General features: G+C 68.5%; 25 protein-coding genes. 10 read left to right on the forward strand and 15 right to left on the reverse strand.

Translation table 11 applies throughout. The features are described 5' to 3' along the window. Positions 1-203 precede the first annotated feature (203 nt). Positions 204-827, forward strand: coding sequence for an FMN-binding negative transcriptional regulator (locus tag DBV35_RS16520; RefSeq protein WP_108661405.1), 624 nt, complete (start codon positions 204-206; stop codon positions 825-827). A gap of 37 nt (positions 828-864) precedes the next feature. Further along, on the forward strand, positions 865-1,512 hold the full coding sequence (locus tag DBV35_RS16525) for a LysE family translocator (protein ID WP_108661406.1): 648 nt from the start codon (positions 865-867) through the stop codon (positions 1,510-1,512). 38 nt (positions 1,513-1,550) lie between these two features. On the opposite strand, the gene DBV35_RS16530 is transcribed toward DBV35_RS16525, so the two are convergent. Genes DBV35_RS16530 through DBV35_RS16545 form a run of 4 tightly spaced genes read right to left on the reverse strand, consistent with a single transcriptional unit; the run spans position 1,551 to position 6,215 of the window. Then, positions 1,551-2,273 (reverse strand): SDR family oxidoreductase, encoded by a 723-nt coding sequence (locus tag DBV35_RS16530; RefSeq protein ID WP_108661407.1) that lies wholly within the window; start codon positions 2,271-2,273, stop codon positions 1,551-1,553. Positions 2,274-2,286: 13 nt separating this feature from the next. Beyond that, entirely contained in the window at positions 2,287-2,655 is a 369-nt protein-coding gene (locus DBV35_RS16535; protein ID WP_108661408.1) for a cupin domain-containing protein, read from the reverse strand. A 21-nt stretch (positions 2,656-2,676) separates the two neighbouring features. Continuing rightward, on the reverse strand, positions 2,677-4,464 hold the full coding sequence (locus tag DBV35_RS16540; RefSeq protein WP_108661409.1) for a thiamine pyrophosphate-binding protein: 1,788 nt from the start codon (positions 4,462-4,464) through the stop codon (positions 2,677-2,679). Beyond that, positions 4,455-6,215, reverse strand: coding sequence for an FAD-dependent oxidoreductase (locus DBV35_RS16545; RefSeq protein ID WP_205648709.1), 1,761 nt, complete (start codon positions 6,213-6,215; stop codon positions 4,455-4,457). The genes DBV35_RS16540 and DBV35_RS16545 overlap by 10 nt, the downstream gene beginning before the upstream one ends. A 344-nt stretch (positions 6,216-6,559) precedes the next feature. On the opposite strand from DBV35_RS16545, the gene DBV35_RS16550 reads away from it, so the two are divergent. Next, positions 6,560-7,507, forward strand: a complete 948-nt coding sequence (locus DBV35_RS16550; RefSeq protein WP_157961802.1) for an NAD-dependent epimerase/dehydratase family protein — start codon at positions 6,560-6,562, stop codon at positions 7,505-7,507. A 54-nt stretch (positions 7,508-7,561) separates the two neighbouring features. Next, positions 7,562-7,849 (forward strand): putative quinol monooxygenase, encoded by a 288-nt coding sequence (locus DBV35_RS16555; protein WP_108661411.1) that lies wholly within the window; start codon positions 7,562-7,564, stop codon positions 7,847-7,849. A gap of 21 nt (positions 7,850-7,870) precedes the next feature. Here the strand turns inward: DBV35_RS16555 and DBV35_RS16560 are convergent, their stop codons facing one another. The 4 genes from DBV35_RS16560 to DBV35_RS16575 form a co-directional block, all read right to left on the reverse strand. Then, on the reverse strand, positions 7,871-8,689 hold the full coding sequence (locus DBV35_RS16560) for a sugar phosphate isomerase/epimerase family protein (RefSeq protein ID WP_108661412.1): 819 nt from the start codon (positions 8,687-8,689) through the stop codon (positions 7,871-7,873). A gap of 51 nt (positions 8,690-8,740) precedes the next feature. Next, positions 8,741-9,592, reverse strand: coding sequence for an NAD-dependent epimerase/dehydratase family protein (locus DBV35_RS16565; RefSeq protein ID WP_108661413.1), 852 nt, complete (start codon positions 9,590-9,592; stop codon positions 8,741-8,743). After that, positions 9,589-10,650, reverse strand: a complete 1,062-nt coding sequence (locus DBV35_RS16570) for a Gfo/Idh/MocA family protein (RefSeq protein ID WP_108661414.1) — start codon at positions 10,648-10,650, stop codon at positions 9,589-9,591. Before DBV35_RS16570 ends, DBV35_RS16565 begins: the two co-directional genes overlap by 4 nt. 67 nt (positions 10,651-10,717) lie before the next feature. Then, positions 10,718-11,386 (reverse strand): hypothetical protein, encoded by a 669-nt coding sequence (locus DBV35_RS16575; RefSeq protein ID WP_108661415.1) that lies wholly within the window; start codon positions 11,384-11,386, stop codon positions 10,718-10,720. 192 nt (positions 11,387-11,578) lie between these two features. Between DBV35_RS16575 and DBV35_RS16580 the strand changes: the two genes are divergently transcribed. The 4 genes from DBV35_RS16580 (at position 11,579) to DBV35_RS16595 (ending at position 16,275) form a co-directional block, all read left to right on the forward strand. After that, entirely contained in the window at positions 11,579-13,036 is a 1,458-nt protein-coding gene (locus tag DBV35_RS16580) for an aldehyde dehydrogenase family protein (protein WP_205648710.1), read from the forward strand. Positions 13,037-13,136: 100 nt separating this feature from the next. Beyond that, positions 13,137-14,147: a tripartite tricarboxylate transporter substrate binding protein gene (locus DBV35_RS16585; protein ID WP_108661417.1), complete on the forward strand. Its 1,011-nt coding sequence runs from the start codon at positions 13,137-13,139 to the stop codon at positions 14,145-14,147. Positions 14,148-14,212: 65 nt separating this feature from the next. After that, positions 14,213-14,740, forward strand: coding sequence for a tripartite tricarboxylate transporter TctB family protein (locus tag DBV35_RS16590; protein WP_157961803.1), 528 nt, complete (start codon positions 14,213-14,215; stop codon positions 14,738-14,740). 14 nt (positions 14,741-14,754) lie between these two features. After that, complete coding sequence (locus DBV35_RS16595; protein ID WP_108661419.1) at positions 14,755-16,275, forward strand: tripartite tricarboxylate transporter permease; 1,521 nt, start codon at positions 14,755-14,757, stop codon at positions 16,273-16,275. A gap of 161 nt (positions 16,276-16,436) precedes the next feature. On the opposite strand, the gene DBV35_RS16600 is transcribed toward DBV35_RS16595, so the two are convergent. The 7 genes from DBV35_RS16600 to DBV35_RS16630 all read right to left on the reverse strand — a co-directional run bounded on the left by DBV35_RS16600 (position 16,437) and on the right by DBV35_RS16630 (position 22,945). Beyond that, complete coding sequence (locus DBV35_RS16600; RefSeq protein ID WP_108661420.1) at positions 16,437-17,348, reverse strand: NAD-dependent epimerase/dehydratase family protein; 912 nt, start codon at positions 17,346-17,348, stop codon at positions 16,437-16,439. Between the two features lie 338 nt (positions 17,349-17,686). Then, complete coding sequence (locus DBV35_RS16605) at positions 17,687-18,508, reverse strand: IclR family transcriptional regulator (protein WP_108661421.1); 822 nt, start codon at positions 18,506-18,508, stop codon at positions 17,687-17,689. Between the two features lie 210 nt (positions 18,509-18,718). Then, entirely contained in the window at positions 18,719-19,483 is a 765-nt protein-coding gene (locus tag DBV35_RS16610) for an SDR family NAD(P)-dependent oxidoreductase (protein ID WP_108661422.1), read from the reverse strand. Between the two features lie 10 nt (positions 19,484-19,493). Further along, a complete protein-coding gene (locus tag DBV35_RS16615; protein WP_205648711.1) occupies positions 19,494-20,282 on the reverse strand; it encodes an SDR family oxidoreductase in 789 nt (262 codons plus the stop codon). Then, positions 20,279-21,112 (reverse strand): sugar phosphate isomerase/epimerase family protein, encoded by an 834-nt coding sequence (locus tag DBV35_RS16620; protein ID WP_108661423.1) that lies wholly within the window; start codon positions 21,110-21,112, stop codon positions 20,279-20,281. Before DBV35_RS16620 ends, DBV35_RS16615 begins: the two co-directional genes overlap by 4 nt. Positions 21,113-21,141: 29 nt before the next feature. Continuing rightward, positions 21,142-22,035, reverse strand: a complete 894-nt coding sequence (locus DBV35_RS16625) for an NAD(P)-dependent oxidoreductase (RefSeq protein WP_108661424.1) — start codon at positions 22,033-22,035, stop codon at positions 21,142-21,144. 151 nt (positions 22,036-22,186) lie between these two features. Then, on the reverse strand, positions 22,187-22,945 hold the full coding sequence (locus tag DBV35_RS16630; protein ID WP_108661425.1) for a GntR family transcriptional regulator: 759 nt from the start codon (positions 22,943-22,945) through the stop codon (positions 22,187-22,189). 101 nt (positions 22,946-23,046) lie between these two features. Here DBV35_RS16630 and DBV35_RS16635 point away from each other — a divergent pair, with 101 nt between their 5' ends. Continuing rightward, the gene (locus DBV35_RS16635) at positions 23,047-24,300 is read left to right on the forward strand and encodes a M20 family metallopeptidase (RefSeq protein WP_108661426.1); all 1,254 of its coding nucleotides are present in this window, start codon (positions 23,047-23,049) and stop codon (positions 24,298-24,300) included. A 5-nt stretch (positions 24,301-24,305) separates the two neighbouring features. Further along, positions 24,306-25,358: an ABC transporter substrate-binding protein gene (locus DBV35_RS16640; RefSeq protein ID WP_157961804.1), complete on the forward strand. Its 1,053-nt coding sequence runs from the start codon at positions 24,306-24,308 to the stop codon at positions 25,356-25,358. Positions 25,359-25,362: the final 4 nt, after the last annotated feature.

Consider the following 25,362-nt stretch of genomic DNA (forward strand, 5'->3'; position numbering starts at 1 on the left):
GAGCGATCGCGCCAGACCTATGGAGCGAACACCCTTTTCTCGTTCAATCCGGTTCGGATTGACCGTGAGGTGTTCTAGCACATCGGGCCGCCCTTTTGTGAGCGGCGGGCGCGCGGGCCTGGAGTTGGAGCCGCGTCGTTGCTACCTCTGCCTGAAACGCGCCGGGCGGGATCGCACCGGCGCCCGAACGCAGGATCCGCCCGATGTACACGCCCCCCGCCTTCCGCGACGAGGATCGCGCGAGCCTCTTCGCGACCATCCGCGCGGCGCGTCTGGCGAACTTCGTCACCGCCACGGCGGACGGGCCGCTGGTGACGCCGCTGCCGCTGCTCATCGCCCCCGACGAGGGGCCGCATGGCGTCCTCTACGGCCACCTCGCCAGGGCGAACCCGCAATGGCAGATCCCGGCGATCGGCCCCGGCGTCGCCGTCTTCATGGGGCCCGACGCCTACATCACCCCCTCCTGGTACGCGACCAAACAGGAGACGGGGAAGGTCGTCCCGACGTGGAACTACATCTCGGTCCACGCCTCGGGTCCCGTCGAGTTCTTCGAGGATCCGGCGCGCCTCCACGACGTGGTGCGCCGCCTGACCGACCATCACGAGGGCGAGCGCGCCGCGCCGTGGGCGGTGTCGGACGCGCCGGAGAAGTTCGTCGAGGCGCAGCTTCGCGGCATCGTCGGCCTGCGGATGGAGATCACGGCGCTCGAAGGCAAGCGCAAGCTCAGCCAGAACCGGAACGCACCGGATCGGGCGGGCGTCGCGACGGGCCTTGCCGAGAGCGACCGGCAATCCGACCGCGCCGTCGCCCCGCTCATCCCCCTCTGACACGCCGCCCCTACAGGGCGCCCCGAAACGGACGACCATGCCGGATTTCTCACAGCTCGCCCTCTATTTCGCCGCCGCCTTCCTCCTCGCGATCACGCCGGGGCCGGGGATCTTCTATGTCGGCGCGCGCACGCTCGCGGGCGGGCGCGCGGAGGGCATCGCATCGAGCCTCGGGACCGGGCTCGGCGGCATGGTCCACGTCCTTGCGGGGAGCCTCGGCATCTCGGCGATCGTGCTTGCGAGCGCGGAGCTCTTCACCGCGCTGAAACTCGTCGGCGCGGCCTATCTCGTCTGGATCGGCTATCGCACCATCCGCGCCGCCCGGCGGGACGCGATGCGGACCTTGTCGACCGACATCGGCGCGCCCGCGGTGGGCGCCCGCCGCGCCTTCCGCGAGGGCGTGCTCGTGGAGGCGCTGAATCCGAAGACGGCCGCCTTCTTCCTCGCCTTCATCCCGCAATTCGTGGACCCGGCGGGCAGCGTCGCGCTCCAGTTCGTGGTGCTGGGCTTCGTCTCGGTCGCGCTGAACACGCTCGTCGACATCGTCGTCGCCTTCGCGGCCGGCGGCGTGCGCGACGGGGCGGCGGCCCGGCCCCGCCTCATCCGCCGCCTCCGCGAGGCGTCCGGGGCGGCGATGATGGCGCTGGGCCTCGGCCTCGCCCTGGTGCGGCGCCCCGCGAGCTGATCGCGGCGCGCAGGCCCTGTCCTGATGGGGCCCGGAGCTTAGATCACCCCGCCATTCGGCTGGACGATCTGGCCGTGGACCCAGGAGGCGCGGGGCGAGGCGAGGAAGGCGACGACCTCGGCCACCTCCTCCGGCTTGCCGACGCGGGCGAACGGGCTCATCGCGGCGGAGCGGGCGATCGCCTCGTCGGTCTTGCCGTTGCGGAAAAGGTCCGTGTCGACGGGGCCCGGCGCGACCGCGTTGACGCGCACGCCCCTGCCCGCGAGCTCCTTCGCCATCGCGCGCACCAGCGTTTCCACCGCCGCCTTCGTGGCGCTGTAGGGGCCGGTGCCGGGGACGGCGTGGCGCACGAGCGTCGTCGTCAGCGCCACGATCGCGCCGCCATCCTCCACCTCGCGCGCGGCATGATGGAGGACGTTGAACGCGCCGAAGAGGTTGACGTCGACGAGCTCGCGGAAGCGCGCCGGGTCGAAATCGGCCATCGGCGCGCCCGGCACGTTGATCCCGGCATTCGCCACCACCACGCTCGGCCGCCCGCCGAACGTCTCGCGCACCTTGGCGAACACGGCGGCGACCTCGGCCTCCTCGCGGATGTCGCAGCGGAAGGCCGCGACCCGCGCGCCGCCATTGGCGGGCGCGGGGGGCGGATCGGCGGAGACGTGCGTGTAGGCGACGTCGAACCCGTCCCGCGCGAGGGCGGCGGCGGAGGCGGCGCCGATGCCCCGCGACCCGCCGAAGACGATGGCGATCGGCGCGCCCATCAGCCCTCTCCCGTCACTCGTCGACCATCGGCGTCGTCACCACGATGAAGGTGAGGTCGCCAAGGCCGCTATTCTGGATCGAATGGGGCACGCCCGGCGGCAGGAAGATCACGTCATGCTTGCGCACGACGCGCTTCTCGTCGCCGATCTCCATGAGCCCCTCCCCTTCCAGCACGTGGTAGACCTGCTCCTGCACCTTGTGGGCGTGCAGCGCGACATAGGCCATCGGCTGGTAGGTCGAGATGCGATAGTCGAGGAGCTTCGAGCCGGTCGTCTCGGGCCGGACGAGCGCCTTCGAGAGGGCGCCCCCGAAATGGTTCGGGAATTGCTGCCAGGGTTCCTCGGCGATGTTGCGCACGCTGGCGGGCACTTTGTCGGTCATGATGTCTCTCGTTTCTTGGTGTCAGCGTCCGTCGGGCGTCCAGGCCGCGCCGAACTGCGGCTCCTTCGGCGGGATCGGGGGCAGCTCCCAGGAGCCGGTTCCGGGCGGGCGGATGTTGGCGTCGACGTGGACGTCGATCAAGGCGGGCCGGTTGGAGGCGACGGCCGCCTTCAGCGTGTCGCCGAAATCCTCCGAGCGCGTCACGGTGTAGCCGTCGACGCCGCAGGAGCGGGCCATCGCGGCGAAGTCCGGATTGTAGGGCTCATTGTTCGGGCCGGCATAGAAGGCCGTGCCGTATTCGCGCCCGTCGAAATAGGCGTATTGCAGGTCGCGGATCGCACCCCAGGCGAAGTTGTTCCACACCACCCAGACGACGGGGATGTTGTACTCGACGGCGGTGCACAGGACGTGCGGCACCATCGTGAAGCCGCCATCGCCGCAGACCGACACGCACGGCCGGTCGGGCGCGGCGAGCTTCGCGCCGAGGATCGCGGACGGGCCGAAGCCCATGCCCGAATAGCCCCAGGTGTTCAGCATCGCCTGCGGCCGGCGGGCCTCCCAGAACTGCATGAACCAGTTGTGGTGGATGCCGGAATCGAACGACATGATGGCGTCGTCCGGCATCACCTTGCGGCAGTCGGCGACGATGCGCTCGGGCCGCAGCGGCGACTGGTGCGCCTCGAAGCCCGGCTTCACGAAGGCCGCCCACTCCGCCTTCCACCCCTCGATCGAGGCGCGCCAGGCCGGCAGGCGGTCGCCGCCGGAGATGCCGCGCCGGTCGAGTTCGGCCAGAATCTGGATGAGGAAGGCCTTCGCGTCGGCGAGGATGCCGAGATCGGGCGGATAGTTGCGGCCGAGCTCGGCATGGTCGACGTCGACCTGGATGAGCTTCGTCCAGGGGAAGTTCCAGGAATAGCCCGGCTTCCAGGACGAGGCGGAGCGGTCGTCGAAGCGGCCGCCGATCGCGATGACGAGGTCGGCGTGACGGCCGGTCTGGTTCGCGGGATAGGCGCCGTTGCGGCCGATGAAGCCGACCGACAGCGGATCGCGCATGTCGAGGCAGCCCATGCCGTTCGGCGAGGAGATCACCGGGATCGAGAGGCGCTGGGCGAGCGCGGTGAGCTCGGCGCCGGCCTCCGAGAGGGTGACGCCGTGGCCGATGAAGAGGGCCGGACGCTCGGCCGCGAGCATCATGTCGACGGCGCGGCTGACATCCTCCTCGCTCGCCCCGCTGCGGCGCTTGTTGAAGCCCGCCCATGCCGGCTCCTCGTTCACCTCCGCCTCCTCCATGAAGAGGTTGTAGGGAACGTCGAGGTGGACGGGGCCGGGGCGTCCGCTGGTCATGGTCATGGCCGCCTGGCGCATCGCGAGCGGCAGCATCTCGACGCGGGTCGGCTGGAAGGAGCGCTTCACCACCGGGCGCATGACGTTCGGAAAGTCCGCCTGATGGTGGCGGTTCAGCTCCTGGAACGGGCCGCGATTGAACTGCGATGTCGGCACGTTCGCGGTGATCGAGAAGACGGCGGAGGAATCGGTCTGCGCCACCGCGAGCGCCATGATGAGGTTCGCCGAGCCCGGGCCCGTCGAGGTCAGTGTCGCGGCCGGACGGTGGCTCACGCGGAAATAGCCGTCGGCCATGTGGGCCGCGGTCTGTTCGTGCCGCGGGGAGACGAGCTTGACGTCGTCGCGCACCTTATAGAGCGCGTCGAGGAGCCCGACATTGCCGTGGCCGCAGATCCCGAAGACGTAGGGGATCTTCTCTTTTACCAGGAATTCGGCAATCAGGTCGCCGCCCTTCTTCAGTGCCATTCCGCTCCGCCTCGTGCGTCTGTTGTCATGTTTCTTGGGAGGTCGGCCGGTGTGTCGGCCGAAAGGTTGGTGCCAGCGGCATGGCGCGCCGCGAGCCAGGCGAAGGTCATCGCCTGGCCGAGCTGCGCGCCGGCGCCGGGATATTCGCCGCCAAAGGCGGATTGCATGTCGCCGCCGCAGGCATAGAGGCCGGGGATCGGCGCGCCCGCCGCGTCGAGGACGCGCGCGTTGGTGTCGGCGGCTAGGCCGCGGCTCGTGCCGAGCGGCGTCGGCCACACGGCGACCGCATAGAAGGGTGCCGTCTTGATGGGCCCGACGCAGGGGTTGGGCGCGACGGCCTGATCGCCATTCGAGCGGTCGTAGATCGTCTCGCCCTTGTGGAAGTCGCGATCGACGCCGTCCGCGGCGAAGGCGTTGTAGCGCGCGACCGTCGCCTCGAGGATTTCGGCCGGCACGTCGATCTTGCCCGCGAGGGCCGCGATGTCCGCCGCCTCGATGAGGTAGCCACGCGCCACATAGGGCGCGAGGCGCGGCGTGCGCGGCCGGATGAGGCCGAGCCCGTAGCGCTTGATGAAGGCGCGGTCGGCGATGAGATAGGCCGGAACCGCCGCCCGCCCCGCCTCGTGCGCGCGGTACATCGCGCGGACGAACTCGTGATAGGAGACCGCCTCGTTGGTGAAGCGGCGGCCCGTCCCGTCGACGGCGATGAGGCCGGGCTTCGAGCGGTCGAGCACGATGTGGGGCCAGACGGCGGTCGAGCCGTCGGGCCGCGTCGCGAACGAGCTCGGGAACCACATCGCGTTGTCGCTGCCCGCCGGGCCGAGCGCGGCGCCTGCGGCCTCGGCGAGCGCCAGCGTCGACCCGTCGGCGCCCGGCGAGGCGGGCGTCGCCTTCGGCGTCGGCTGCGGCATCTCCCGCGCGCGCCATTCGGGATTGGCGGGGAAGCCGCCGCCGGCGAGGATGATCGCGCGCGAGGTGGCGATCTCGAACGGTGCGCCGTTGGCTGTCCCCGCGACGCCCGTGACGGCGCGGCCACGGGTGAGGAGGCGCTCGGCGCTGACGCCCGTGCGCACGACCACGCCGCGATCGCGGCAAGCGCGCAAGAGGCGCGCGACGAGCGCGTTGCCGAGGACGAGGCGCGTGCCGCGATGGTGGCGCAGGCGGTCCCGCGCATAGCGGGCGACCATGCGCGCGCCGAGCGCCGCGGCCCCCGCCGAACGGTCGGCGGTGAGGAGACGCGCCGCCTCGCTGCGCGTCACCATCATGCCGCCGAAGACCATCAGCTCGGGCAGCGGTTCGGCGAGGCGGGCGAAATCGGCGCCGAGCGTGCGCCCGTCGAACGGGGCGGGCTCCAGCGCGCGGCCGCCCGGCGCCGCACCCGGATGATCCTGTCGGTAGTCCGGCGCGGTCATGAAGGGGCGGAAGGAAAGCCCCTCCCCGTCGCACAGCTCTTTCAGCATGACGGGGGCGGACTTGATGAAGGCGTCGGTGATGGCGGGATCGACGCGGTCGCCGCCGAGCGCGTTGAGATAGGTGCGCGCGGCCTCGGCGTCGCCCTCGACCCCCGCGGCCGCGAGATAGTGGTTCGCCGGGATCCAGACCGTGCCGGAGGAGCGGGCGCTGGTGCCGCCGATCTTGTCGAGATGTTCGAGAACGATGACGGAGAGGCCGGCGCGCGCGGCGACCAGTGCCGCCGTCAGCCCGCCGACGCCGCTGCCGAGCACGACCACGTCGGTGGCCTCACCTGTCATGTCGGTGCTCGTGGGCATGAAATTCGTGTCCACCCATCTCGTTCGATCGCGGCCGGTCCGGCAACGCGATGGTGCGCTTCGCGCCATCCATGCCGCTCACATGACCGGATTGTTTTTGTATTGTCAAACGCTTTCCCGCGATACGGAAAGCCGTGTGCGCGAGGCGCGCCGCGTAACCCACGCACAAAGCGCGGAAATTTCATTCGCCCGCGTCCCGTGCGCTGATCACCGACGGTGCGAACGGCCTTGAACGCACCAACATTGCAAACTATGACTTCACATAACAAAACACGCACGGCCGCGCCCACGGGGTCCGGCTGGCCCAGGGAGCGGAGAATAGAGACGTGAAGGTGTTCGTGACCGGCGCATCCGGATTTATCGGCTCGGCCCTCGCCGCGGCGCTCGCCGCCGACGGCGACACGGTCCTCGCCACCGATATCGGCCTGTCGCCGAGCCTTGCCGCCGTCCTCGCCGCGCACCCCGATTCGGTCCGCTTCGAGCCGGGCGATCTCTCCGAATGGGCGCAGATGGCGCGCCTCATGAAGGCCGCGCGGCCGGACGCCGTCATCCACTGCGCCGCGATCGTCGGCATCGTGAACTCTGTCTCCGCGCCGATGGCGACGATGCGGGTCAACATCGAAGGTTCGCTCAACATCATGGAGGCGATGCGCCTCTTCGACGTTCCCGCGATGGTCCACATCTCGTCGGAGGAGACCTACGGCGACTTCGAGGCGGACGTCATCGACGAGACCCACCCCTGCCGCCCGCTGAAGGCCTATGGGATTTCCAAGTACGCGGTCGAGCAGCTCGCGCGGGACTATGTCCGCACGCACGGGCTCGACATCCGCCACGTGCGCACCTGCTGGGTCTACGGGCCGGGCCTGCCGCGCCCGCGCGTGCCGAAGAATCTCGTCGACGCCGTCGCGACGGGCGGATCGTGCCACCTCGCGAACGGGGCCGAGTTCCGCGTCGACCACACCTACATCGCCGACTGCATCGACGGCATCCTGCGCGTCCTGAAGACGCCCGGCCAGACGCACGACGTCTACAATATCTCGACGGGGGTCGCCCCCTCGCTCGCCGAGATTGTCGCGATCCTGAAGGACATCGAGCCGGCGGCTGACATCTCGGTCGGACCCGGACACTACGCCTTCACCCCCGGCCAGCCGGCCGCGCGCAAGGGCGCGCTCGACATCGGCCGCGCCCGCGCCGCGCTCGGCTACGCACCGCGCTACGACATCGCCCGCGGCCTCGCCGCCTATGTCGCGTGGCGCCGCTCCAATCCGGTCTGAGCCGGACGGCGCACAGGCCCTCCACCCCGTCCCGAACCCACGACCGGATCGCACATGCTCGTCCACACCGCCTACCTCACGTGCCGAGAGGATGTTCTGGAGAAGTTTCGCGCGCGGCTCCTGCGCCACGCGGCCACGACCGAGGCAGCCGAACCCGGTTGCCTCGCCTTTCTGATCCGGCAGGACCGCGACTCGCCGACCCGGTTCCTCCTCATCGAGCACTACGCCGACGAGGACGCCCTCGCGCTCCATCGCGAAGCGCCGCACTATCTCGCCTTCCGCGCCGATGTCGCCGACTGGGTCGTCAAGCGCGAATGGTGGTTCTGGGACCCGCTGAACTGACGCGGGTCCCGACCACCCGGCTCAGTAGCCGAGCGGCGCCAGCGCCTTGACGCTCTTCATGAGGTCGGTGTCCGGATCGAGCGAGACGATCTCGAGCATCGGCAGCTCCTTGTAGCCGATCTCCTTCAGCACCGGCGGCACGTTCGCGAACGGCACGTCGCCGAGCCCGACCGGGTCGTGCTTGTAGACCTTCTGGTTCGTGTCGGAGAGGTGGACGAGGCGGATCTTGTGCTGCCCCTCGCGCAGCTCGTCGCGCGGGTCCTTGCCGATGAAGTGGCCGTTGGCGACGTCGTAGATGAGATAGATGTCGTCATTGCCGTAGGCCGACAGCGTCGAAAGGATCGAGGTCACATCGGGGAGGTAGCCGAACGGCATGTTCTCCACGAGAAGCTTCGTCCCGCCATCGCGCGCCAGCGGATAGAGCCGATCGAGCGCCTCGAAGAAGTAGCCCTGGAGGCGCTCCTTCGGCAGCGGAAAGAGCGGGTTCGACTTGCCGGGGCCGATGACGACGCCCGACGCGCCGAGTTCGCCGGCGAGCGTCGTGAAGGAGGAGATGAGACCCAGCGAATATTCGCGCATCTCCTTGGACGCGCCGGCGATGTTGAGGTCGATATTCGGCATGTTCACCGAGACGACGCGAAGGCCGTTGTCCTCGATGAGCTTGCGCAGCTCGCGCCGGTCGGTGGCGCTCATCTCGGCCGGCCACAGATGGCCGGGGAACATCATCAGCTCGAACTCGCGATAGCCTTGCTTGGCAAGGTGGAGGAGCGCCTCCGACACGGTATAGTCGAAGGTGTAGGCGTAAAGGTTGATCGAGAAGATCTTTGTGGGATCGGACATCGGTGCTCGACGATCTGGAATTCGGGACAGGGGCGGAGCGGATCGGGCGGCTCAGCGCCCGAAATCACGCCAGGTGAATTGCGGCTCGTAGCCGAGCTTCTCGCGCGCGTGGGAGATGTCGAAGACGCCGGCCTGCGGCAGACCCTGGTAGATTTCGGGCTTGCGCACCTCCGGCACCGTGCCGAAACGCTCTTTGAGGGCGTCGAGCGTCGGACGCTCGTTCATGCCGTCCGCGGCGCCGATGAAGAAGCAGTCATAGCTGCCGTCCTCCAGCTCCAGCGCCTTCTCGAAGCCTTGCGCGACGTCCTGCGGCGCCACGTATCCCCACAGATGATAGTTGTTCACATCGTCGCCGCGGGTGCGGATCTCGGGATATTCCGGCTCGAACACGATGTGGCCGGGGCGAATCACCAGCACCTCGATCTTGCCGCGCGCGGCGAAGGACTTCGCGATCACCTCGGTCACTTCCTTGGAGAGTGAGTAGACCTCGGTGGGGCGAAGCGGATGCTTCTCGTCGACGGGGAGATATTGGGGCGGCCAGTTCACCGGATTGTAGTGAAGCCCGGTCGCCGAATCGCTGCCGGCGATGATCACGCGCTTCACGCCCGCCTCCTCGGCGGCCGTCAGCGTCACCCAGGTGCCCTGCACGTTGGTGTAGAAGCAGGCCTCCGGGCTCGACGTGCGCGGGTTCGGCACGGCGGCGAGGTGGACGACGGCGTCCGCGCCGCGCAGCGCCTCGGTCATCGCGGCAAGGTCGGTGACGCTGACGTCGACATAGGGGACGTCAGGACCGGCGGGCTGGCGGTCGATCACGCGGACCTCGCACTTGTCCTTCAGCCGATCGACGACGAAGCGACCCAGACGGCCGCCGCCGCCGGTCACGACCACTTTCTTGAACTTCACGCCTCACCCCTCCCCTTTGCGGCCGCCACCGGCGGCAGTTCGATCCACGCCCCTTCGTCATGGGAGCGGTAGATCGCCTCTTCTATTTCGATGTTGCGCAGGTACTCGCGCGCGGTGTTCTCCACCGGCGAACCGGTGCGCAGGTGCTCGACGACATGCCGCTGCAGCGCGTAGACGCAGTCCCCCGCATAGCCCCGGTTCTCCCAGGTGTATTCGTGGAGACGCTCCGGCTTGCCGCGCGCACGCAGCCTGAGATTGCCGGCCCCGTCGAGGCGGATCGACCCTTCGGACCCGTCGAGGATCATCTCGCCCATCGTGAGGCGCGTGTTCTCCGCCTCGAAATCGGCGAGGCGGTTGCCGTCGAGAACGCCCGCGGCGCCCGAGGCGAATGAGAAGACGACGATCCCCGAATCCTCGCCCGCGATGACGGGGTTCAGACGGCGCAGGCGCGCCATGACGCCGTTCATCTCGCCGAACAGGTAGCGGAACACGTCGATCATGTGGACGCCGGTCTCGTGGATGAGAAAGCGCGGCATCTGCTGGAAGTAGGGCTGGCGGTCGAGATAGGCGCGCGGGCCCTGCCCGTCGCCGGGTCGCATCCGGAAGAGGATGTTGTAGGGTTCGCCGATCGCGCCGGCATCGATCAGCCGGCGCGCCTCCCGGTTCCACGGCTTGAAGCGCCAGTTCTCGTGCGCGACGAGGAGCGCGCCGGCATCGCCAGCGGTCGCGGCGAGCGCACGCGCCTCCGGGAAGCTCGGCGCCAGCGGCTTCTGGCAGATGGCCGGGATGCGCCGCGCGGCGACCTCGTCATAGATGGAGGCGTGGCTCTCGGGCGTCGTGATGATGTCGACGAGGTCCGGCTTCGTGCGGTCCAGCATCTCCTCGGGGTCGGTGAAGACGGCGGCCGCGCCGTAGCGCTTGGCGAATTCCTCGGCCCGGTCACGGTTGGAATGGACGCAGATGCCGGCGAGCTCGACCCCGGCGATCCGCGACCATGCATCATAGTGGTACTGGCTGAAGAACCCCGTCCCGAAGGCGGCCACCTTGAGCGGCTGCATGAGACCCGCCTCCCCGTATCGTGTTTCTTATCTGGTGGCGGATCCTATTATTTCATATTACGCATCGTCAACTCGTAATATGGTATTCCGAAGCCTCAAGGCTGTAGGCCAGCGCGTAGGTGCCGACGGTCCCGGCGCCCCATGCACCAGCCTGCGCGCGCGCCACCGCCTCGTTGAGGCTTTCGAGCCCGGATGCGGTGATGAAAAGCGTCGCGGCGGCGACGATATCGGCCACTCCGCGCAACTCCTTCTCGCGGCTCGCAAGGCCCGTGCGTGCTGCGTCCGCGAGCCACAGCTCCACTGACATGATGCCGGGAATCGCGAGCAGCGCCTCGCCGAGCTGCGGCCAGCCGAGGCCTTCGGCCGTTTCACCCTGCGAAACGCGGATTGTGGCGATGATTCCGCCCTCTCCGTAGCCCACGCGACCGGCCGTGCGGAACACGGTGCGCACGTTGTTGCGGATCGTGGGCTGGCACTTGAGCGACCATGCGGTGGGGTTGTTGAGCCGGTCGAGATAGGCCTCGGATCCCAGCACATCCGGGCTTGTCGTCTCATATCGGTTCATCAGCTCCGGGGCCGTGCCCGGCAGCGCCATGTAGCGACGGCCGGTCAGGAAACCCGGAATGGCGACGCGCTCGGCGTGGTGCTGACGGTCGTACCAGGTCAGCGTTTCGTCGCGATGCTCCGGCGCGATATCATGCCAAATGACGAGCCCACCCTTCGCAAGATCGTGCATTTCGGGCGAAACCTCCTATAGATTGGCCGTGAGCCGGACCTTTGCCGAGTTCATGGCCTATCTCTTCTCATTATGAATTGACATATCACAACACAAAAAATATCGTCCCTGCATACAGCGGCGAATGCGCCGCAGTCCCCGACAGAAGAGTGCGCGGCGAGCCCGACGCACCGAATTGGGAGAACGCAGATCGTGCCTCAGTCCACCGCGGCCGCCGTCCATCCCGGAGCGGACGCCCCCACCGTCCCCATGCGCATCGGTGCCGAGTGGCGCAGCGGAACGGCGCACACGGAAATCGTTGACCCGTATCGCGGCGACGTCGTCGCCCTCGCGCCCGAATCGACCGCGGCCGACCTCGGCGACGCGCTCGACGCGGCCGTCGCGGCGAAGCCCGTCATCGCGGCGATGCCCGCCTACGAGCGCGCCGCGCTCCTGCGCCGCGTCAACGAACTCCTCCTGAAGCGGGCCGACGAGATCGCCGAGACGATGGCGCGCGAGTCGGGCAAGGCGGTGAAGGACGCGCGTGCGGAGGTCATCCGCTCGCAGGACACCATCTCCCTCTCCGCCGAAGAGGCGATCCGCATCGAGGGCGCCCACATCCCGCTCGACGGGTCCGCGATGGGCGCCGGCAAGATCGCGATGATGCTGCGCTTCCCCGTCGGCGTCGTCGCGGCGATCACCCCCTTCAACGCCCCCTTCAACCTTGCCTGCCACAAGGTCGCCCCGGCGATCGCGGCCGGCAATTCGGTCGTCCTGAAGCCGCCGCCGCAGACGCCGCTGACGGTCCACAAGCTCGTGGAGCTGTTCATCGACGCGGGCACGCCGCCGGGCGTCCTCAACACGGTCTACGGCCAGTCGGCCGGCCCGGACATGGTGAAGGACCCGCGCGTCGACTTCGTCACCTTCACCGGGTCGAGCCGGGTCGGGGCGCACATAAAGGCCGCCTCGGGCCTGCGCCGCGTCGCGCTGGAGCTCGGCGGCACCGGGGCGACCATCGTGTGCGAGGACGGCGATCTCGAGACCGCCGCCCCCATGTGCGCGCGCAACGCCATGCGCCTTGCCGGGCAGAGCTGCATCTCGGTGCAGAACGTCTATGTCCACCGCTCTCTCTATGACCGCTTCGTCGCGAAAGTGGTCGAGGTCGTGAAGACGCTGAAGATCGGCGACCCGCTCGACACCGAGACCGATGTCGGCACGCTGATCGACGAGGCCGCCGCCAAGCGCGTCGAATCCTGGATCGGCGAGGCCGTCGCCGCGGGCGCGACGCTCCACACCGGCGGCGGACGGCGCGGCGCGCAGCTCGAGCCCGCCGTGCTCTCCGATGTCGGCAACGAGATGAAGGTCGTGTGCGACGAGGTGTTCGGCCCCGTCGTGTCGCTCCAGCCCTTCGACGATCTCGACACCGTCTTCGGCTCGCTGAACGGCGCCCCCTACGGGCTCCAGACCGGCATCTTCACGTCCAATATCGCGACCGCCATCCGGGCCGTGCGCACGCTGCGCACCGGCGGCGTCATCATCAACGGAACATCGACCTGGCGCACCGACCAGCTCGCCTATGGCGGGGTGAAGGACAGCGGCATCGGTCGCGAAGGTCCCCGCTACGCCATGCGGGACATGACCGAGGAGCGCCTGGTGCTCTTCAACCACTGAACTCGCGGGCCCGACCGGAAGACGCGCAAGACGTCGAACACGCCGCCGGGCCGCGCGCCAAAAACCACGCCAGAAAGGCTTCAAGGGGAGGACGAACCAAATGCCATTCAAGAAGCTGATCGCGCTCGGCGCGATGTCACTCGGGGTCGCCGCGCTCGCGGCCGGGCCCGCCGCGGCGGATGATTTCCCGAGCCGCCCGATCGATGTCAGCGTCTGGGCCTCGGCCGGCGGCGGCACCGACATGACCAACCGCTTCCTGGCCCGCGCCATGGAAAAGGCGCTCGGCGGCAAGATCAACGTCGCCAACCGCACCGGTGGCGGCGGCGGCGTCGCGATGAACTATGTCTGGAACCAGCCGCACAACGGCTACTACTGGCTCGGCGCCTCCGAGGCGATGCAGATCGCCAAGGTCATGGAGTTCCATGAGACCGGCACCGACGATTGGCGCTGGTATATCGTTGGCGGCGCGCCGGGCGTGATCTCGGTCCCGACCAACTCGCCCTATCAGACGCTCGAGGATCTCCTCAACGCGGCCCGCCAGAATCCGGGCTCGATCTCCGTCGGCCACTGCGCCATCGGCTGCGTGTGGCACATGAAGGCGATCGCGCTCGGCCAGGGCACCGACACGGACCTGCGCTACATCCCCTTCGAGGGCAGCGCTCCGGCCCAGGTCGCCGCCCTCACCGGTGAGGTCGACGCCGTCGTGTCCGGTGTCTCCGAGCAGTCCGAGTTCATCCGCTCCGGCCGCTATCGCCCGCTCGCCATGATCGAGATGGAGCCCTACGATTTCGCCGGCTTCGGCGTGATCCCGGCCGCGGGTGAGACTTATCCGAAGATCGCCGATATCCCGGCCCGCCAGTGGCTCGGCATGGCGATCCCGAAGGACGTCCCGGCCGAGGTCATCGCGAAGATCGACGCCGCCTTCCAGCAGGCCAGCGAAGATCCCGAGCTCCTGAAGCTCGAGAGCGAGCGCTTCATGCCCCTCACCTTCGAGTATGGCGACGAGGCGTATGCGGCCCTCTCCAAGATGGAGCGCGTGATGAGCTACAAGCTCTTCGAGCTCGGCGTCGCGGAGACCGACCCGGCCACGCTCGGCATCGAGAAGCCCTGACAGCCCACCGCGTTTCAGTCGGCCGACGGCTCTGCCGTCGGCCTTTCACGATGTTGGAGGCTCTCATGTTGCCTACACCGGCCCGCCGGAAGGCGGATGTCGTCATTTCGACGCTGATGATCGTCTTCGGCGCGTTCATCATCTACCGCGCCAGCCTGATGCCGTGGTCCTCGACCCGCACCGGCGGTGAATCGCAGTGGTTCCTGTCGCCGGGCCTCTTCCCGGCCACCATCGGGTCGCTGCTCATCCTGTTCTCGTGCCGCGTGCTCCTCACGGCGCTGCGCGAAGGCGGACACCGGGGGATCCTCAGGAGCCTCGGCGCCTGGGTGCGGAACCTCCCCGCCGACCGCTCCACACAGCGCGTCGCGTTCATGATCGTCTGGCTCGCCATCTACATCTTCGGCCTCATCGGCAACGTGAACTACCTCGTCGCGAGCAGCCTCTTCCTGTTCGTGTTCATCGCGGTCTTCTGGCTGCCGGGCGCGGGCCGGGCGATGCTGAGCCGCGCGGCCATCGCCCTTGCCGTCGCGATCCTCGTGCCGCTCTCGGTGAGCTACACGTTCGAGCATTTCCTCTACGTTCCGGCCCCCTGAGGATATCGCGACCCATGCTTGCCGACTTCTTCATCCAGCTCGTCGAGATCGCGACACCGCTCAATCTGCTGATCCTCGCGGGCTCCATCATCATGGGCATCGTCTTCGGCGCCCTGCCCGGCCTCACCGCGACGCTCGCCGTCGCGCTTCTGTCGACGGCCACCTTCAACCTGCCGAGCGAGGAGGCGATCTTCGCCCTCATCGGCGTCTATGTCGGCGCGATCTACGGCCCGTCCCACTCGGCGATCCTGCTCGGCATTCCGGGCACCGCCGCGGGCGCCGCGACCGCGCTCGACGGCTTCCCTCTCGCCCTGCGTGGCAAGGGCGGCGAGGCCATCGCCTCCGCGACGCTCGCCTCCGTGATCGGCACTATCTTCGGCCTCTTCGCCATGGTGATGATCGCGCCCTGGCTGATCGACCTGTCGCTGAACTTCACTTCGGCCGAGTATTTCCTGCTCGCCCTTTTCGGCGTCCTCATCTGCGGCTCGCTGACCTCGCCCGACATGCCCGCCAAGGGCTGGATCGCGGGCATTCTGGGCCTCGGTCTCGCCTCGGTGGGCATCGAGACGATCCAGGGCTACCAGCGCTTCACCTTCGGCATCCCGGAGCTTGCCGGCGGCATCGACGTCGTCCCGGTCCTCCTCGGGGCGTTCGCGCTGCCGCAGATCTTCCGCGTCCTGCGCAACGCGCAGGAGCGCGCCGCCACCGTCGCGGAGATCGGGAGCCTGCGCCCGCGTTGGGGCGTCCTGTGGCGTACGAAGTGGGGCATCATGCGCTCCGGCGGCGTCGGCGTCGGTGTCGGCACGATCCCGGGCGTCGGCGAGGACATCGCCGCCTGGGCCGCCTACGACATGGCCAAGAAGCTCGACAAGGAGCCCGAGACCTTCGGCAAGGGCAATTTCCGCGGCGTGATCTGCGCGGAGACCGCCAACAATGCCTGTATCGGCGGGGCGATCATCCCGGTGCTGACGCTCGGCGTTCCGGGCTCGCCGCCGGCCGCGATGCTCCTCGGCGCGCTGAACCTCCAGGGGATCCGTCCGGGGCCGATGCTGTCCTTCGAGTTCCCGCAGCTCATCCCGCAGATGGCGGCGATGCTGATGTGGGCCTCGCTTGGCATCCTCATCATCGGGCTCTTGATGGCGCGCATATCGGTGCTTGTACTGCGCCTCCCGGTGGCGGTGCTGATGCCGTGCATCGCCTTCCTCGCCGTGCTCGGCTCCTACGCGCTCGGGCTGAACATCTTCAACATCTACCTGATGTTCTTCTTCGGCGTGGTCATCTACTTCCTGGAGGAGATCGGCTACCCGGTGGCCCCGGCCGTGATCGGCGTCCTCCTCGGCACGATGGCGGACATCTCGCTGCGCCGCGCCCTCCTCGGCTCCAATGGCAGCCTGGAGCCGTTCGTGACGCGCCCGGTCGCCCTCGTCCTCCTCGCGCTGATCATCATCTCGCTCAGCATCCAGAGCCGTCTGGTGCGCGGCGGCGTGGTCCGCGTCTGGGGCGGGATCAGCCGGATGCGAAGAAGCGCCGCCTGAACGCGCGCCCGGCGCGGGCTTCGGCCCGGGCCGGGCGGCCGCATCTCCGGCGACGGACAAACGAAAAGGGCGGGCCCGAGTGGCCCGCCCTTTCTTTGTGTCTGATCGTCGTTGAAAGGATCGGCGGCGCGGCGAAACCGGCCGCCGTTTCGGCGAGCGCCTTACGCCGGGGTGGGCTCCGTCGGCACCGGGATCGTGTCGTGCTCGGCGACGAAGCCGAGGACTTCGCGGGTGCGGGTGAGGTCGTAGAGCGGGGCGTAGGGGTTCGCCTCGTAGAGGGCCGGATCGCGGACCTCGGGGAGCTTGCCGAGCGCGCGCTCCAGGCGCGGCAGGGTCGGCTCGGGCGCGAGCGTGCGGCTCGCGCTGATGACGAAGCGGTCGTACGTCACGTTCTCGAGTTCCAGCGCGAGGCGGAAGGCCCGCGCCGCGTCGCGCGGATCGATATGGTGCCAGGCCGGGCCGCCGCCGGCGGACGACGGGCCGCCCACCATCGGCCCCTTGTAGGCGGCCGGGTCCTTCGCGCGCGCCGCGATCTCGCCGTACATCTCCGGATAGGACACGAAGACCGGCCGCAGCACGATCACCTCGAGTTTGCCGCGCGCGACGAAGGCGCGGCCCGCCTCCTCCACCATCAGCTTCGAGAGGGCGTAGGGGTCGGTCGGCTGGCGCGGATGCTCGTCGTCGATCGGGAGATAGAGGGGCGGCTGCATCGCCCCCTCGCGCACGGTGAAGCCGTAGACGCTGTCGCTGGAGCACAGCACCACCCGCTTCACGCCCGCGGCCTCGGCCTGTTCCAGAATGTTCCAGGTGCCGACGACGTTGACCGACATGATCCGCTCGCCGTTGCCGGACCAAATGTTCGGCATCGCGGCGATGTGGAGGATCGCATCCTGCCCGGCGACAGCTTCGGCGACGCTCTTGGCGTCGAGGAGATCGCCGACATGCCACGTGATGTCGGCCGCGCCCGCGGCGATGTCGAAGCCGGCGACGGAACACTTGCCGTCGAGCTCCTTGACCACCGCACGGCCGAGGAGCCCCCCGGCCCCGGTCACGAGCACTTTGTTGAACCGCATGAAATGCCTCCCTGGCGGATCCGGCGACCGGGCCGGCGCGCCAGAGGGCTCCCGACCGATCGCTCTTGAGCGGGTCTTTGGCGGGCCTCGACCGCACGTGCGAAAACGCGCGGGCAAAATCCCACAATGATGAATTGATTTCTATATTATGAGATACCCGCTCGCAACTGGCGGGCGCGTCGCCGGCGCATCTTTCGGCGAGGTGGCGGGAGCGGACTTTCCGGCAATCGGCGTCGGTCCTGCGACGCGCCGGGCGACGCCGCGGGGATTAGCGCCCGCGCGGGCATCATGGCGGGTGGCGCCGCGTCCCGGCGAGGACGCGGGCGGCTCAGGCGTCGCTAGCGGACGCCGCCGTCTCCAAGCTCGGAGGACAGGCGCTGGCCCGCCTCCTCCACCATCGTGGTGAGGGCCTGGAGCGACTGGAGGGTCACGCGCCAGATCGGGCCGGAGACGCCGATGGAGCCGATCACGCGGCCGGTGAAGTCGCGCACCGCGTAGGCGACGCAACGCACCTCGGCGTTGAACTCGCCATCATCATAGGCGAACCCGGTCTCGCGCGTGCGCTCCAGTTCGCGCAGCAGCATCCCCTGGTCGGTGATCGTCTTCGGGGTGAGCTGCGTCATCGGATGGGTTTCGAGATAGCGGGCAAGCTCGTCCGCCGTCATGCCGGCGAGGATGACCTTGCCGAGCGCCGTCGCGTGGCCGGGCCGCACCCCGCCATGCCGCTCCTGGAGCTGGAAGGCCCCGGTCCCGTTGGTGCGCGCGACGATGACGATATCGTCCCCCGACACCATCGCGAGATGGGAGGATTCGCCGGTCGCCTGGGAGAGATCGTCGAGGATCGGCCCCGCGATCGTGACGATGTCGATCTCGTATCGCGAGTTGGCCGCGATCGAGAACACCATGCGCCCGACAAAATAGCGCTTGTTGTCGGGGTCCTGCCGGACATAGCCGAGCGAGGTCATCGTGCGCGCCAGATGGTAGGTCGTGCTCGAATGGAGCCCCACCTCCTTGGAGAGGTTGGCGAGGCTGATCCCGTCCCGATGCGAGGCAATGATCTCCAGGATCGCGAAGGCGCGTTCCAGGGATTGGACGCCCGTCTTCTCGCGCTGCCCCTTGCGCTTGCCCTCGACCTCGTGATCGTCCTCGATGGCACTCATGCGCCAACTACCCCTCTCGTGCGCGAACCGCGCTCAGGCTCCCAGGAGCCCTGGCGCAGCCCATGCTGCACCGCAAACACCGATATGCCACATTACGCAGCGCAATACGACCCTGCGCAATCATGCATCAAATTGCTGTCTCAGATCACCACAATTCTGCCGCCATGACCGGGTCGTGGCAAGGTCCACGCGTCGCCAAACCCGCTCCGATCACCCTCCCCGTCGCGCGACCGCCGGGGCGGCGAAGGCCTGATCCACCGGCATGATCTGGACGATGTTGACGTTCACGTGGGCCGGTCGCGTCGCCGCCCACTCGATCGCGTCGGCGATGTCGTCGGGCCCGAGCGGGGTCATCCCCTCATACATCGCGCGCACCTGGTCCATGTCGCCGCCGAAACGCACCGTCGTGAACTCGGTCGCGCCGATGATGCCTGGCTCCACGTCCGTCACCCGCACCCCGGTGCCGAGAAGATCGGCTCTCAGGCACAGGCTGAACTGGCGCACGAACGCCTTCGTCGCCCCATAGATCGCGTTGCGCGGCCCCGGCCATTCGCCGACCACCGAGCCGATATTGATGACGTGGCCGCGCCCCCGCGCCACCATCCCCGGCAAGAGCGCGCCGGTGCCGGCGATCAGCCCGTCGATATTGGTGCGAACCATCACCGACCAGTCGGCGAGGTTGCTGTCCTGCGCGAGGTCGCGCCCCACCCCGATCCCGGCATTGTTCACGAGCACGTCGACCGCGTCGAACGGAGCCGGCAGGGCCTTCAGCGCTTCGGCGAAGGCTTCGGCGTCGGAGACGTCGGCGACGAGGGTGTGGATGTCGTCCCGCCCAAGCTCCGCGGCGAGCGCGTCGAGCCGGTCGCCGCGGCGCGCGACGAGGACGAGGCGCGCCCCGCGGGCGGCAAAGCGGCGCGCGACCGCCGCGCCGACGCCCGCCGTCGCGCCCGTCACGAGAACGGTTTGCTTGTCCATAATTCCCTCCTCAGCCCATCATCTCGACGCCGCCGCACACGCTGATCGCCTGTCCGGTGATCGTCGCGCCGAAGGGCGACGCGAGATAGAGCGCCATGTTGGCGATGTCCTGCATCTCGACCGTCGATTTCAGCGCAACGCGCCCCAGCATGTCGGCCCGCATCTCCTCTTCCGAGATCCCGGCGGCGGCGGCCTTTGCGGCGACGACGCGCCCGAAGCGCGGGCCGTTGACGTGCCCCGGCAGAATCGCGTTGACGCGGATATTGTCCTGCCCCGCCTCGAGCGCGAGGCTCCGCGTGAAGCCGACGACGCCCCATTTCGCGGCCGAATAGGGCGTGCGCAGCGCGAACGAAAGCCGCCCCGCGACCGAGGAGAGGTTGATGATCGTACCCCCGCCCTCCGCCTTCAGGAGCGGCACGGCGCGAGCGCTCGCGAAGAACTGCGCCTCGAGGTTCACCGCGAGCGTCGCGTGCAGCGCCTCGGGGCTGATGTCCTCCACGCGCGCGACGGGGCCCGCGATCCCGGCATTGTTGACGAGAACGTCGAGCCCGCCGAGCGCCTCCAGCGCCGAGGCGAAGAGCGCGTCGATGGCGGCGGGGTCCGACACGTCGGCGACGATGCCGGTGAGGCCGGGGTTCGCCGATAGGGTCTCGGCGAGGGCGGCCTCGTCGACGTCGCAGATGTGGACCTTCGCGCCGCGCGCGAGGAAACTCTCCGCGATGACGCGCCCGATGCCGCTTCCCCCGGCGGTGACGATGACGCGCTGGCCGGTGGCGTCGATCGGCAGGAGCGCGGTCACGCGGCGAGCCTCCAGCCGGTCGATTCCAGCGCCGCGCGGCTCGCGGCGATGTCGGCGTCCGGCGTGTCGGAGATGATTTCGAGCACCGTCGGTCCCTCATAGACGAGCGCGTTCAGCGTCTCGGCGATGGCGTCGAACGGGACGATCCCGGTGCCGAGCGTCGCGTGCGCCCAGGCCTTCCGGCCGGTGTCCGACATGTGGACGAGGTCGAGGCGGGAGGCGACGGTCCTGAGGCCTTCGCACGGGTCCTCGCCGAAGAAGACCGCGTTCGCGACATCATAGATGATGCCGAGGCGCGGGTTTCCGATCCGCGCCAGGATCGCCATCAGATCCTCCGCGCGCGGCGCGAACGCCGCCGGCACGTTCTCGATGACGAGACGGACCCCCGCTGCCTCCGCCGCCCGGTCGAGCGTCTCGAGCCCGGCCTCGAACCAACCGTCGCGGTGGACAGAGGGCGCCGGCAGCAGCGGATGGGTCTTGCCGGGGACAACGAGCACGAAGCGCGCGCCGAGCTCGCCAGCCATCGCAATCACATCGCAATAGTGCTGGACGGTGTAGGCGCGCATCTCCGGCGCGGGGCTGACGAGGTTGAGATCCAGCATCGGCGGGTTGAGCGACATCACCTCGACATCGCGGCGGGCGAGCGTCGTCGCGAGCGCCTTGCGCTGCGCGGTGTCGGACGGCCACAGATGCGGCGCGTTCATCATCAGCTCGACGCAGGAATAGCCCTGGTCGGCGAGGTGCTCGACCGTCTCGACCGCCGACTTCTTCCAGATGTACGAGTACGTGTTGATGCCGAGCAGGCTCGTCACGTCGACCTCCTTCGTCATGTCATTTCAAATTTTACAATGCCGCACACTCAGGGGAGCGGATCGCGGCTGTAGAGCTTTCGGACGACCGTGTTGTCCTCCGACCCGTGTCCATGCTGGACGAGCATCCGGTTCAGTTCGGCGGCGAGGCTCGTCATCGGCAGGGCCGAGCGGTTGTCGCGGGCGAAGCGCTGGACGAGGTCGAAATCCTTCACGAGGCTGTCGACGGTGCTTGTCAGCGTGAAGTCGCGCGCGAGCATCCCGCCCCACAATTGCTGCAGGATCGTCGAATCGCCGCGCCCGCCCTGGAGCGCGGCCGGAATGCGCGCGGCGTCGATGCCCGCATTCTCGGCAAGGCTCACCGCCTCTGCGGTGACGGCGAGGATGCACGAGACGTAGATCTGGTTGATGAGCTTGGTCGCCTGGCCGGACCCGGTCGGCCCCATGTGCATGACGCGGCGCGTGAGGGGCGCGAGCACCGGCCGGACCGCATCGACGTCCGCCGCATCGCCACCCGCCATGATCGCGAGCGTTCCGGCGGCCGCGCCCGTCGTCCCGCCGGTGACGGGCGCATCGACCCAGCGCATGCCTGAGCGGCGGGCGAGCTCGGCCGCCATCTCCTTGGTGGCGTCGGGCGAGATGGTGGACATGTCGACGAGGATGGAGTTCGCGTCACCGCCCTCGGCGAGCCCCCCTTCCCCGAGCGCGACCTCGCGCACGGCGGCGGTGTCGATCACGCAGGTGATGACGATGGGTGCAGCTGCCGCCACCTCGCGCGGCGAGGCGCAGATCCTGGCCCCGCGCTCTGCGTAGGGGGCAAGCTTTTCGGGTGAGCGGCCCCAGATCGAGACCTCGAAGCCGGCCTCGAGCAGCCGATCGACCATCGGCCCGCCCATGTTGCCGAGGCCGATATAGCCGACCTTCGCCGCATCGCCTTGCGCCATGGCGCCCTCCCGTCGTCGGCGGGTGCTCCCGCTCTTGGGACGACCATCGAAGCTTTAGGCTATTTCGTCAATGGCAAATTATATCCCATGATACGAAATATGAGGGCATCTGAAGACTGCGCTCAAAGGGCCGGGACGCCGACAGCGTGCCTTACTGGTGCACCTCGTTGACGTAGCGATAGTCGTCCGTGAGCCCGTGCTGCACGGCGAACACCACCGGGGCGCCGAGCTGGTCGAACGCGGTCTGGACGATCCGCAGGAGCGCCGCCGGCGCGTCGAGGCCAAGATCGCGCCGGTCGGCCTCCGAGGCCATCACCGCCGACAACTCCTCCCGCACCGCGGTGATGCGGATCGCGTAGGCATCGACGAGGTGCTGGAAGATGAGGGGCGGCACGTCGGGCGTCTCCTTTGGAAAGTCGGGGATGCGCGCGCCCGGCATCGTCATCGTCTCGATCATGATGGCGGCGCCGTCGACGAGGCGAAGACGGCGCAGGCGCACGACCTCCTGCCCGTCCTCCAATTTCAGCTGCTCCTTCTCGCTCGCCGTCGGCGCGCCGTGAAAGAGGTCGAGATTGCGCGCGGTGGAGGACACCAGACTTCCGTCCGCCCGGTGGAGGCGGAAATAGCGGAAATAGAGGTCGAGATTCTGGTCCGGCGCGCGGCCCGTCACGACGGTTCCGGTCTTGCGCCGCCGCGTCAACATGCCCGAGGCGGTCAGCTCCGAGAGGGCGCGGCGCATCGTGCCGGGCGCGACGCGGAACTCCTGCGCCAGCGCCATCTCGCTCGGCAGCACCATGCCCGCCGGCCATCGGCCCGACATCACGTTCTCCGCGATTTGGCGCTTCAGGACCTCGTAGAGCGGCAGGGACCGGGGCGGCGTCACGTCGGCATTTCCTTTCTTGACAGGCATATGAAGCTCGTGGAGTATATTTCTTTATAAGATATAGAAAAGCAGAGGGGACGTCGTCCGGCGGGTGGTTCTCAACCACGACCTACATCTGGAGACGTGTGATGGCCATTGGCGATCGCCCCTGGGGTGGCGCAGACCCGGCCGAACTTCTCGCCAAGGTCGACGAGGCCGACTGCCTCGCCGTGCTCTCCCGGATGGCGAGACAGAAGAGCTACAGCGAAACCGACGGCGAGCGCGTCATGGTCATGATGATGGCCGAGGAGATGCGCGCGCTGGGGCTCGAGACCGAGCTGACCCCGGTGCCCGGCGACCGCATCAACGCGGTCGGTCGCTGGCGCGGCACGGGCGGCGGCAAGAGTCTCCTCTTCAACGGCCACGTCGACACCAACCCCGCGACGGAGGGTTGGACGGTCGACCCCTGGGGCGGCAAGGTCGACGACGACTTCATCTACGGCATCGGCGTCTCCAACATGAAGGCCGGGGACGCAGCCTATCTGTGCGCGGTGAAGACCCTGATCGGGGCCGGGATCACCCTCCCCGGCGACGTGATCCTCACCTACGTGGTGGGTGAGCTTCAGGGCGGGATCGGCACCATCGCGCTCATGGAGCAGGGGCTGCGGGCGGACTATTTCGTCAACTCCGAGCCGACCGACCTCCAGCTCCTCACGATGCACGCGGGCACGTTCACCTTCGTCATCGAGCTCTTCGGCAACACGCGCCATCTCTCGAAGCGCGAGGCCGCGGTCGACGCGGTCGCGGCCGCCTGCGACCTCGTCCCCCGCCTCAACGCGATGACCTTCCCCGATCCACCGACGCCCGAGCACGCGCGCATCAACCGCGTCCATGTCGGCGTCCTCCTCGGCGCGCTCGGGCGCGACCTCGTCGAATGGCGTCCACCGCAGGTGGCCGACTATGCCCGCATCAAGGGCTCGGGCCGCTACGCGCCGGGGCAGACGGAAGAGAGCGCGCTCGCCGCGATCCGCGCCGAGCTCGACGCGCTGGAGGCCCGTTTTCCGGGCCTGAAGGCCACGCTGGAGCCGGAGCGCCTCAAGGGCCGTCCCTCGATGCCGAACTTCGAGGTGCCGCCCGACAGCCCCGTCCTCGCCGCCGTGAACCGCGCCTACGAGCGCGTGCGCGGCACCGCCCAGCCGACCGGAATCTTCCTCCCGCCCGGCTTCTTCGGCACCGACGCCGCGCACCTGCTGCGCGTCGGCGGGATCGAAGGCGTCGTGTGCGGTCCGGGCGGCCGCTACAACACCATGCCGGACGAGCGTGTCGACATCGTCGATTACATCGACATGGTCAAAATCTACATGCTCACCATCCTCGAAATCTGCTCGCAACAAAGGACCTGATGCTGATGAAGGCCAGCCTTTTCTTTGCCGTATCCGTCGCCGCGATCGCCGCGGCGATGCCCGCCCGGGCGCAGGATGCGCTCCAGACCAACGAGCTCGCCGTGGTGAGCTGGGGCGGCACCTACCAGGAGGCCCAGCGCGAGGCCTTCATGGCGCCCTTCGCCGAGGCCACGGGCATCGAGGTCATCGAAGGCACGAACCCGGAGATTTCCCGCACCCGCGCCGAAGTCGAGAGCGGCTCGCCGAGCTTCGACATCGTCTCCACCAACCAGGCGTTCAACCTGGTCGGCATCGATCTCGGCCTCTGGGTCCCGATCGACTACAAGTATTTCGCGCCGGAAGATCTGGAATCGATGCCGGAGTCGGAGCGCCAGGAATTCGGCGTCGGCACGATCACCTATTCTGAGGTGATGGCCTACAATAGCGAAAGCTTCCCGGACAATAGCGGCCCGTCCAGCTGGAAGGAATTCTGGGACACGAACGCGTTCCCGGGCCAGCGCGTCCTGCCCTGGTGCGACCTCTCCCACTCCCCGCTTCCCGAGGCCGCCCTCCTCGCCGACGGCGTCGCGCCCGAAGACCTCTATCCGATCGACATCGAGCGCGCGGCAAAGAAGCTCGCCGAACTGAAGGACACGACCTTCTGGGCCCGCAATAACGCGCAGGCCTCCCAGATGCTCGCCAGCGGCGAAGCAGTGATGGGCATGTCCCCGAACGGCCGCCTCCAGGTCCTCATCGACCAGGGCGCGCCGATCCAGATCGAATGGAACGAGGGCCGCTTCACCTCCGACGTGTGGTACGTCCTCAAGGGCGCGCCCAATGTCGATAACGCGATGCGCTTCATCGCGTTCGCGAGCCGTCCCGAACAGCAGGCCAAGATGGCCAAGCTGACCGGCAACGGCCCCACCAACCCCGCCGCCTTCGACTTCATCGACGAGGAAACCCTCGCCAAATTGCCGAACGCGCCGGACAATCTCGCCAAGCAGATCAAGAAGAACGAGACTTGGTGGAAGGAAAATCGCGAAGCCTGGGTCGCGGCCTGCACCGCGGCGCTGATGTAACGGA

The sequence above is a fragment of the Acuticoccus kandeliae genome (assembly GCF_003073115.1).

What these genes read in the sequence shown, in the direction of transcription:
- DBV35_RS16520 (WP_108661405.1), top strand. Translation starts at nt 204, where the DNA reads ATGTACACGCCCCCCGCCTTCCGCGACGAGGATCGCGCGAGCCTCTTC.
- DBV35_RS16525 (WP_108661406.1), top strand. Translation starts at nt 865, where the DNA reads ATGCCGGATTTCTCACAGCTCGCCCTCTATTTCGCCGCCGCCTTCCTC.
- DBV35_RS16530 (WP_108661407.1), bottom strand. Translation starts at nt 2,273, where the DNA reads ATGGGCGCGCCGATCGCCATCGTCTTCGGCGGGTCGCGGGGCATCGGC.
- DBV35_RS16535 (WP_108661408.1), bottom strand. Translation starts at nt 2,655, where the DNA reads ATGACCGACAAAGTGCCCGCCAGCGTGCGCAACATCGCCGAGGAACCC.
- DBV35_RS16540 (WP_108661409.1), bottom strand. Translation starts at nt 4,464, where the DNA reads ATGGCACTGAAGAAGGGCGGCGACCTGATTGCCGAATTCCTGGTAAAA.
- DBV35_RS16545 (WP_205648709.1), bottom strand. Translation starts at nt 6,215, where the DNA reads ATGACAGGTGAGGCCACCGACGTGGTCGTGCTCGGCAGCGGCGTCGGC.
- DBV35_RS16555 (WP_108661411.1), top strand. Translation starts at nt 7,562, where the DNA reads ATGCTCGTCCACACCGCCTACCTCACGTGCCGAGAGGATGTTCTGGAG.
- DBV35_RS16560 (WP_108661412.1), bottom strand. Translation starts at nt 8,689, where the DNA reads ATGTCCGATCCCACAAAGATCTTCTCGATCAACCTTTACGCCTACACC.
- DBV35_RS16570 (WP_108661414.1), bottom strand. Translation starts at nt 10,650, where the DNA reads ATGCAGCCGCTCAAGGTGGCCGCCTTCGGGACGGGGTTCTTCAGCCAG.
- DBV35_RS16575 (WP_108661415.1), bottom strand. Translation starts at nt 11,386, where the DNA reads ATGCACGATCTTGCGAAGGGTGGGCTCGTCATTTGGCATGATATCGCG.
- DBV35_RS16585 (WP_108661417.1), top strand. Translation starts at nt 13,137, where the DNA reads ATGCCATTCAAGAAGCTGATCGCGCTCGGCGCGATGTCACTCGGGGTC.
- DBV35_RS16590 (WP_157961803.1), top strand. Translation starts at nt 14,213, where the DNA reads ATGTTGCCTACACCGGCCCGCCGGAAGGCGGATGTCGTCATTTCGACG.
- DBV35_RS16595 (WP_108661419.1), top strand. Translation starts at nt 14,755, where the DNA reads ATGCTTGCCGACTTCTTCATCCAGCTCGTCGAGATCGCGACACCGCTC.
- DBV35_RS16600 (WP_108661420.1), bottom strand. Translation starts at nt 17,348, where the DNA reads ATGCGGTTCAACAAAGTGCTCGTGACCGGGGCCGGGGGGCTCCTCGGC.
- DBV35_RS16605 (WP_108661421.1), bottom strand. Translation starts at nt 18,508, where the DNA reads ATGAGTGCCATCGAGGACGATCACGAGGTCGAGGGCAAGCGCAAGGGG.
- DBV35_RS16610 (WP_108661422.1), bottom strand. Translation starts at nt 19,483, where the DNA reads ATGGACAAGCAAACCGTTCTCGTGACGGGCGCGACGGCGGGCGTCGGC.
- DBV35_RS16620 (WP_108661423.1), bottom strand. Translation starts at nt 21,112, where the DNA reads ATGACGAAGGAGGTCGACGTGACGAGCCTGCTCGGCATCAACACGTAC.
- DBV35_RS16625 (WP_108661424.1), bottom strand. Translation starts at nt 22,035, where the DNA reads ATGGCGCAAGGCGATGCGGCGAAGGTCGGCTATATCGGCCTCGGCAAC.
- DBV35_RS16630 (WP_108661425.1), bottom strand. Translation starts at nt 22,945, where the DNA reads ATGCCTGTCAAGAAAGGAAATGCCGACGTGACGCCGCCCCGGTCCCTG.
- DBV35_RS16635 (WP_108661426.1), top strand. Translation starts at nt 23,047, where the DNA reads ATGGCCATTGGCGATCGCCCCTGGGGTGGCGCAGACCCGGCCGAACTT.
- DBV35_RS16640 (WP_157961804.1), top strand. Translation starts at nt 24,306, where the DNA reads ATGAAGGCCAGCCTTTTCTTTGCCGTATCCGTCGCCGCGATCGCCGCG.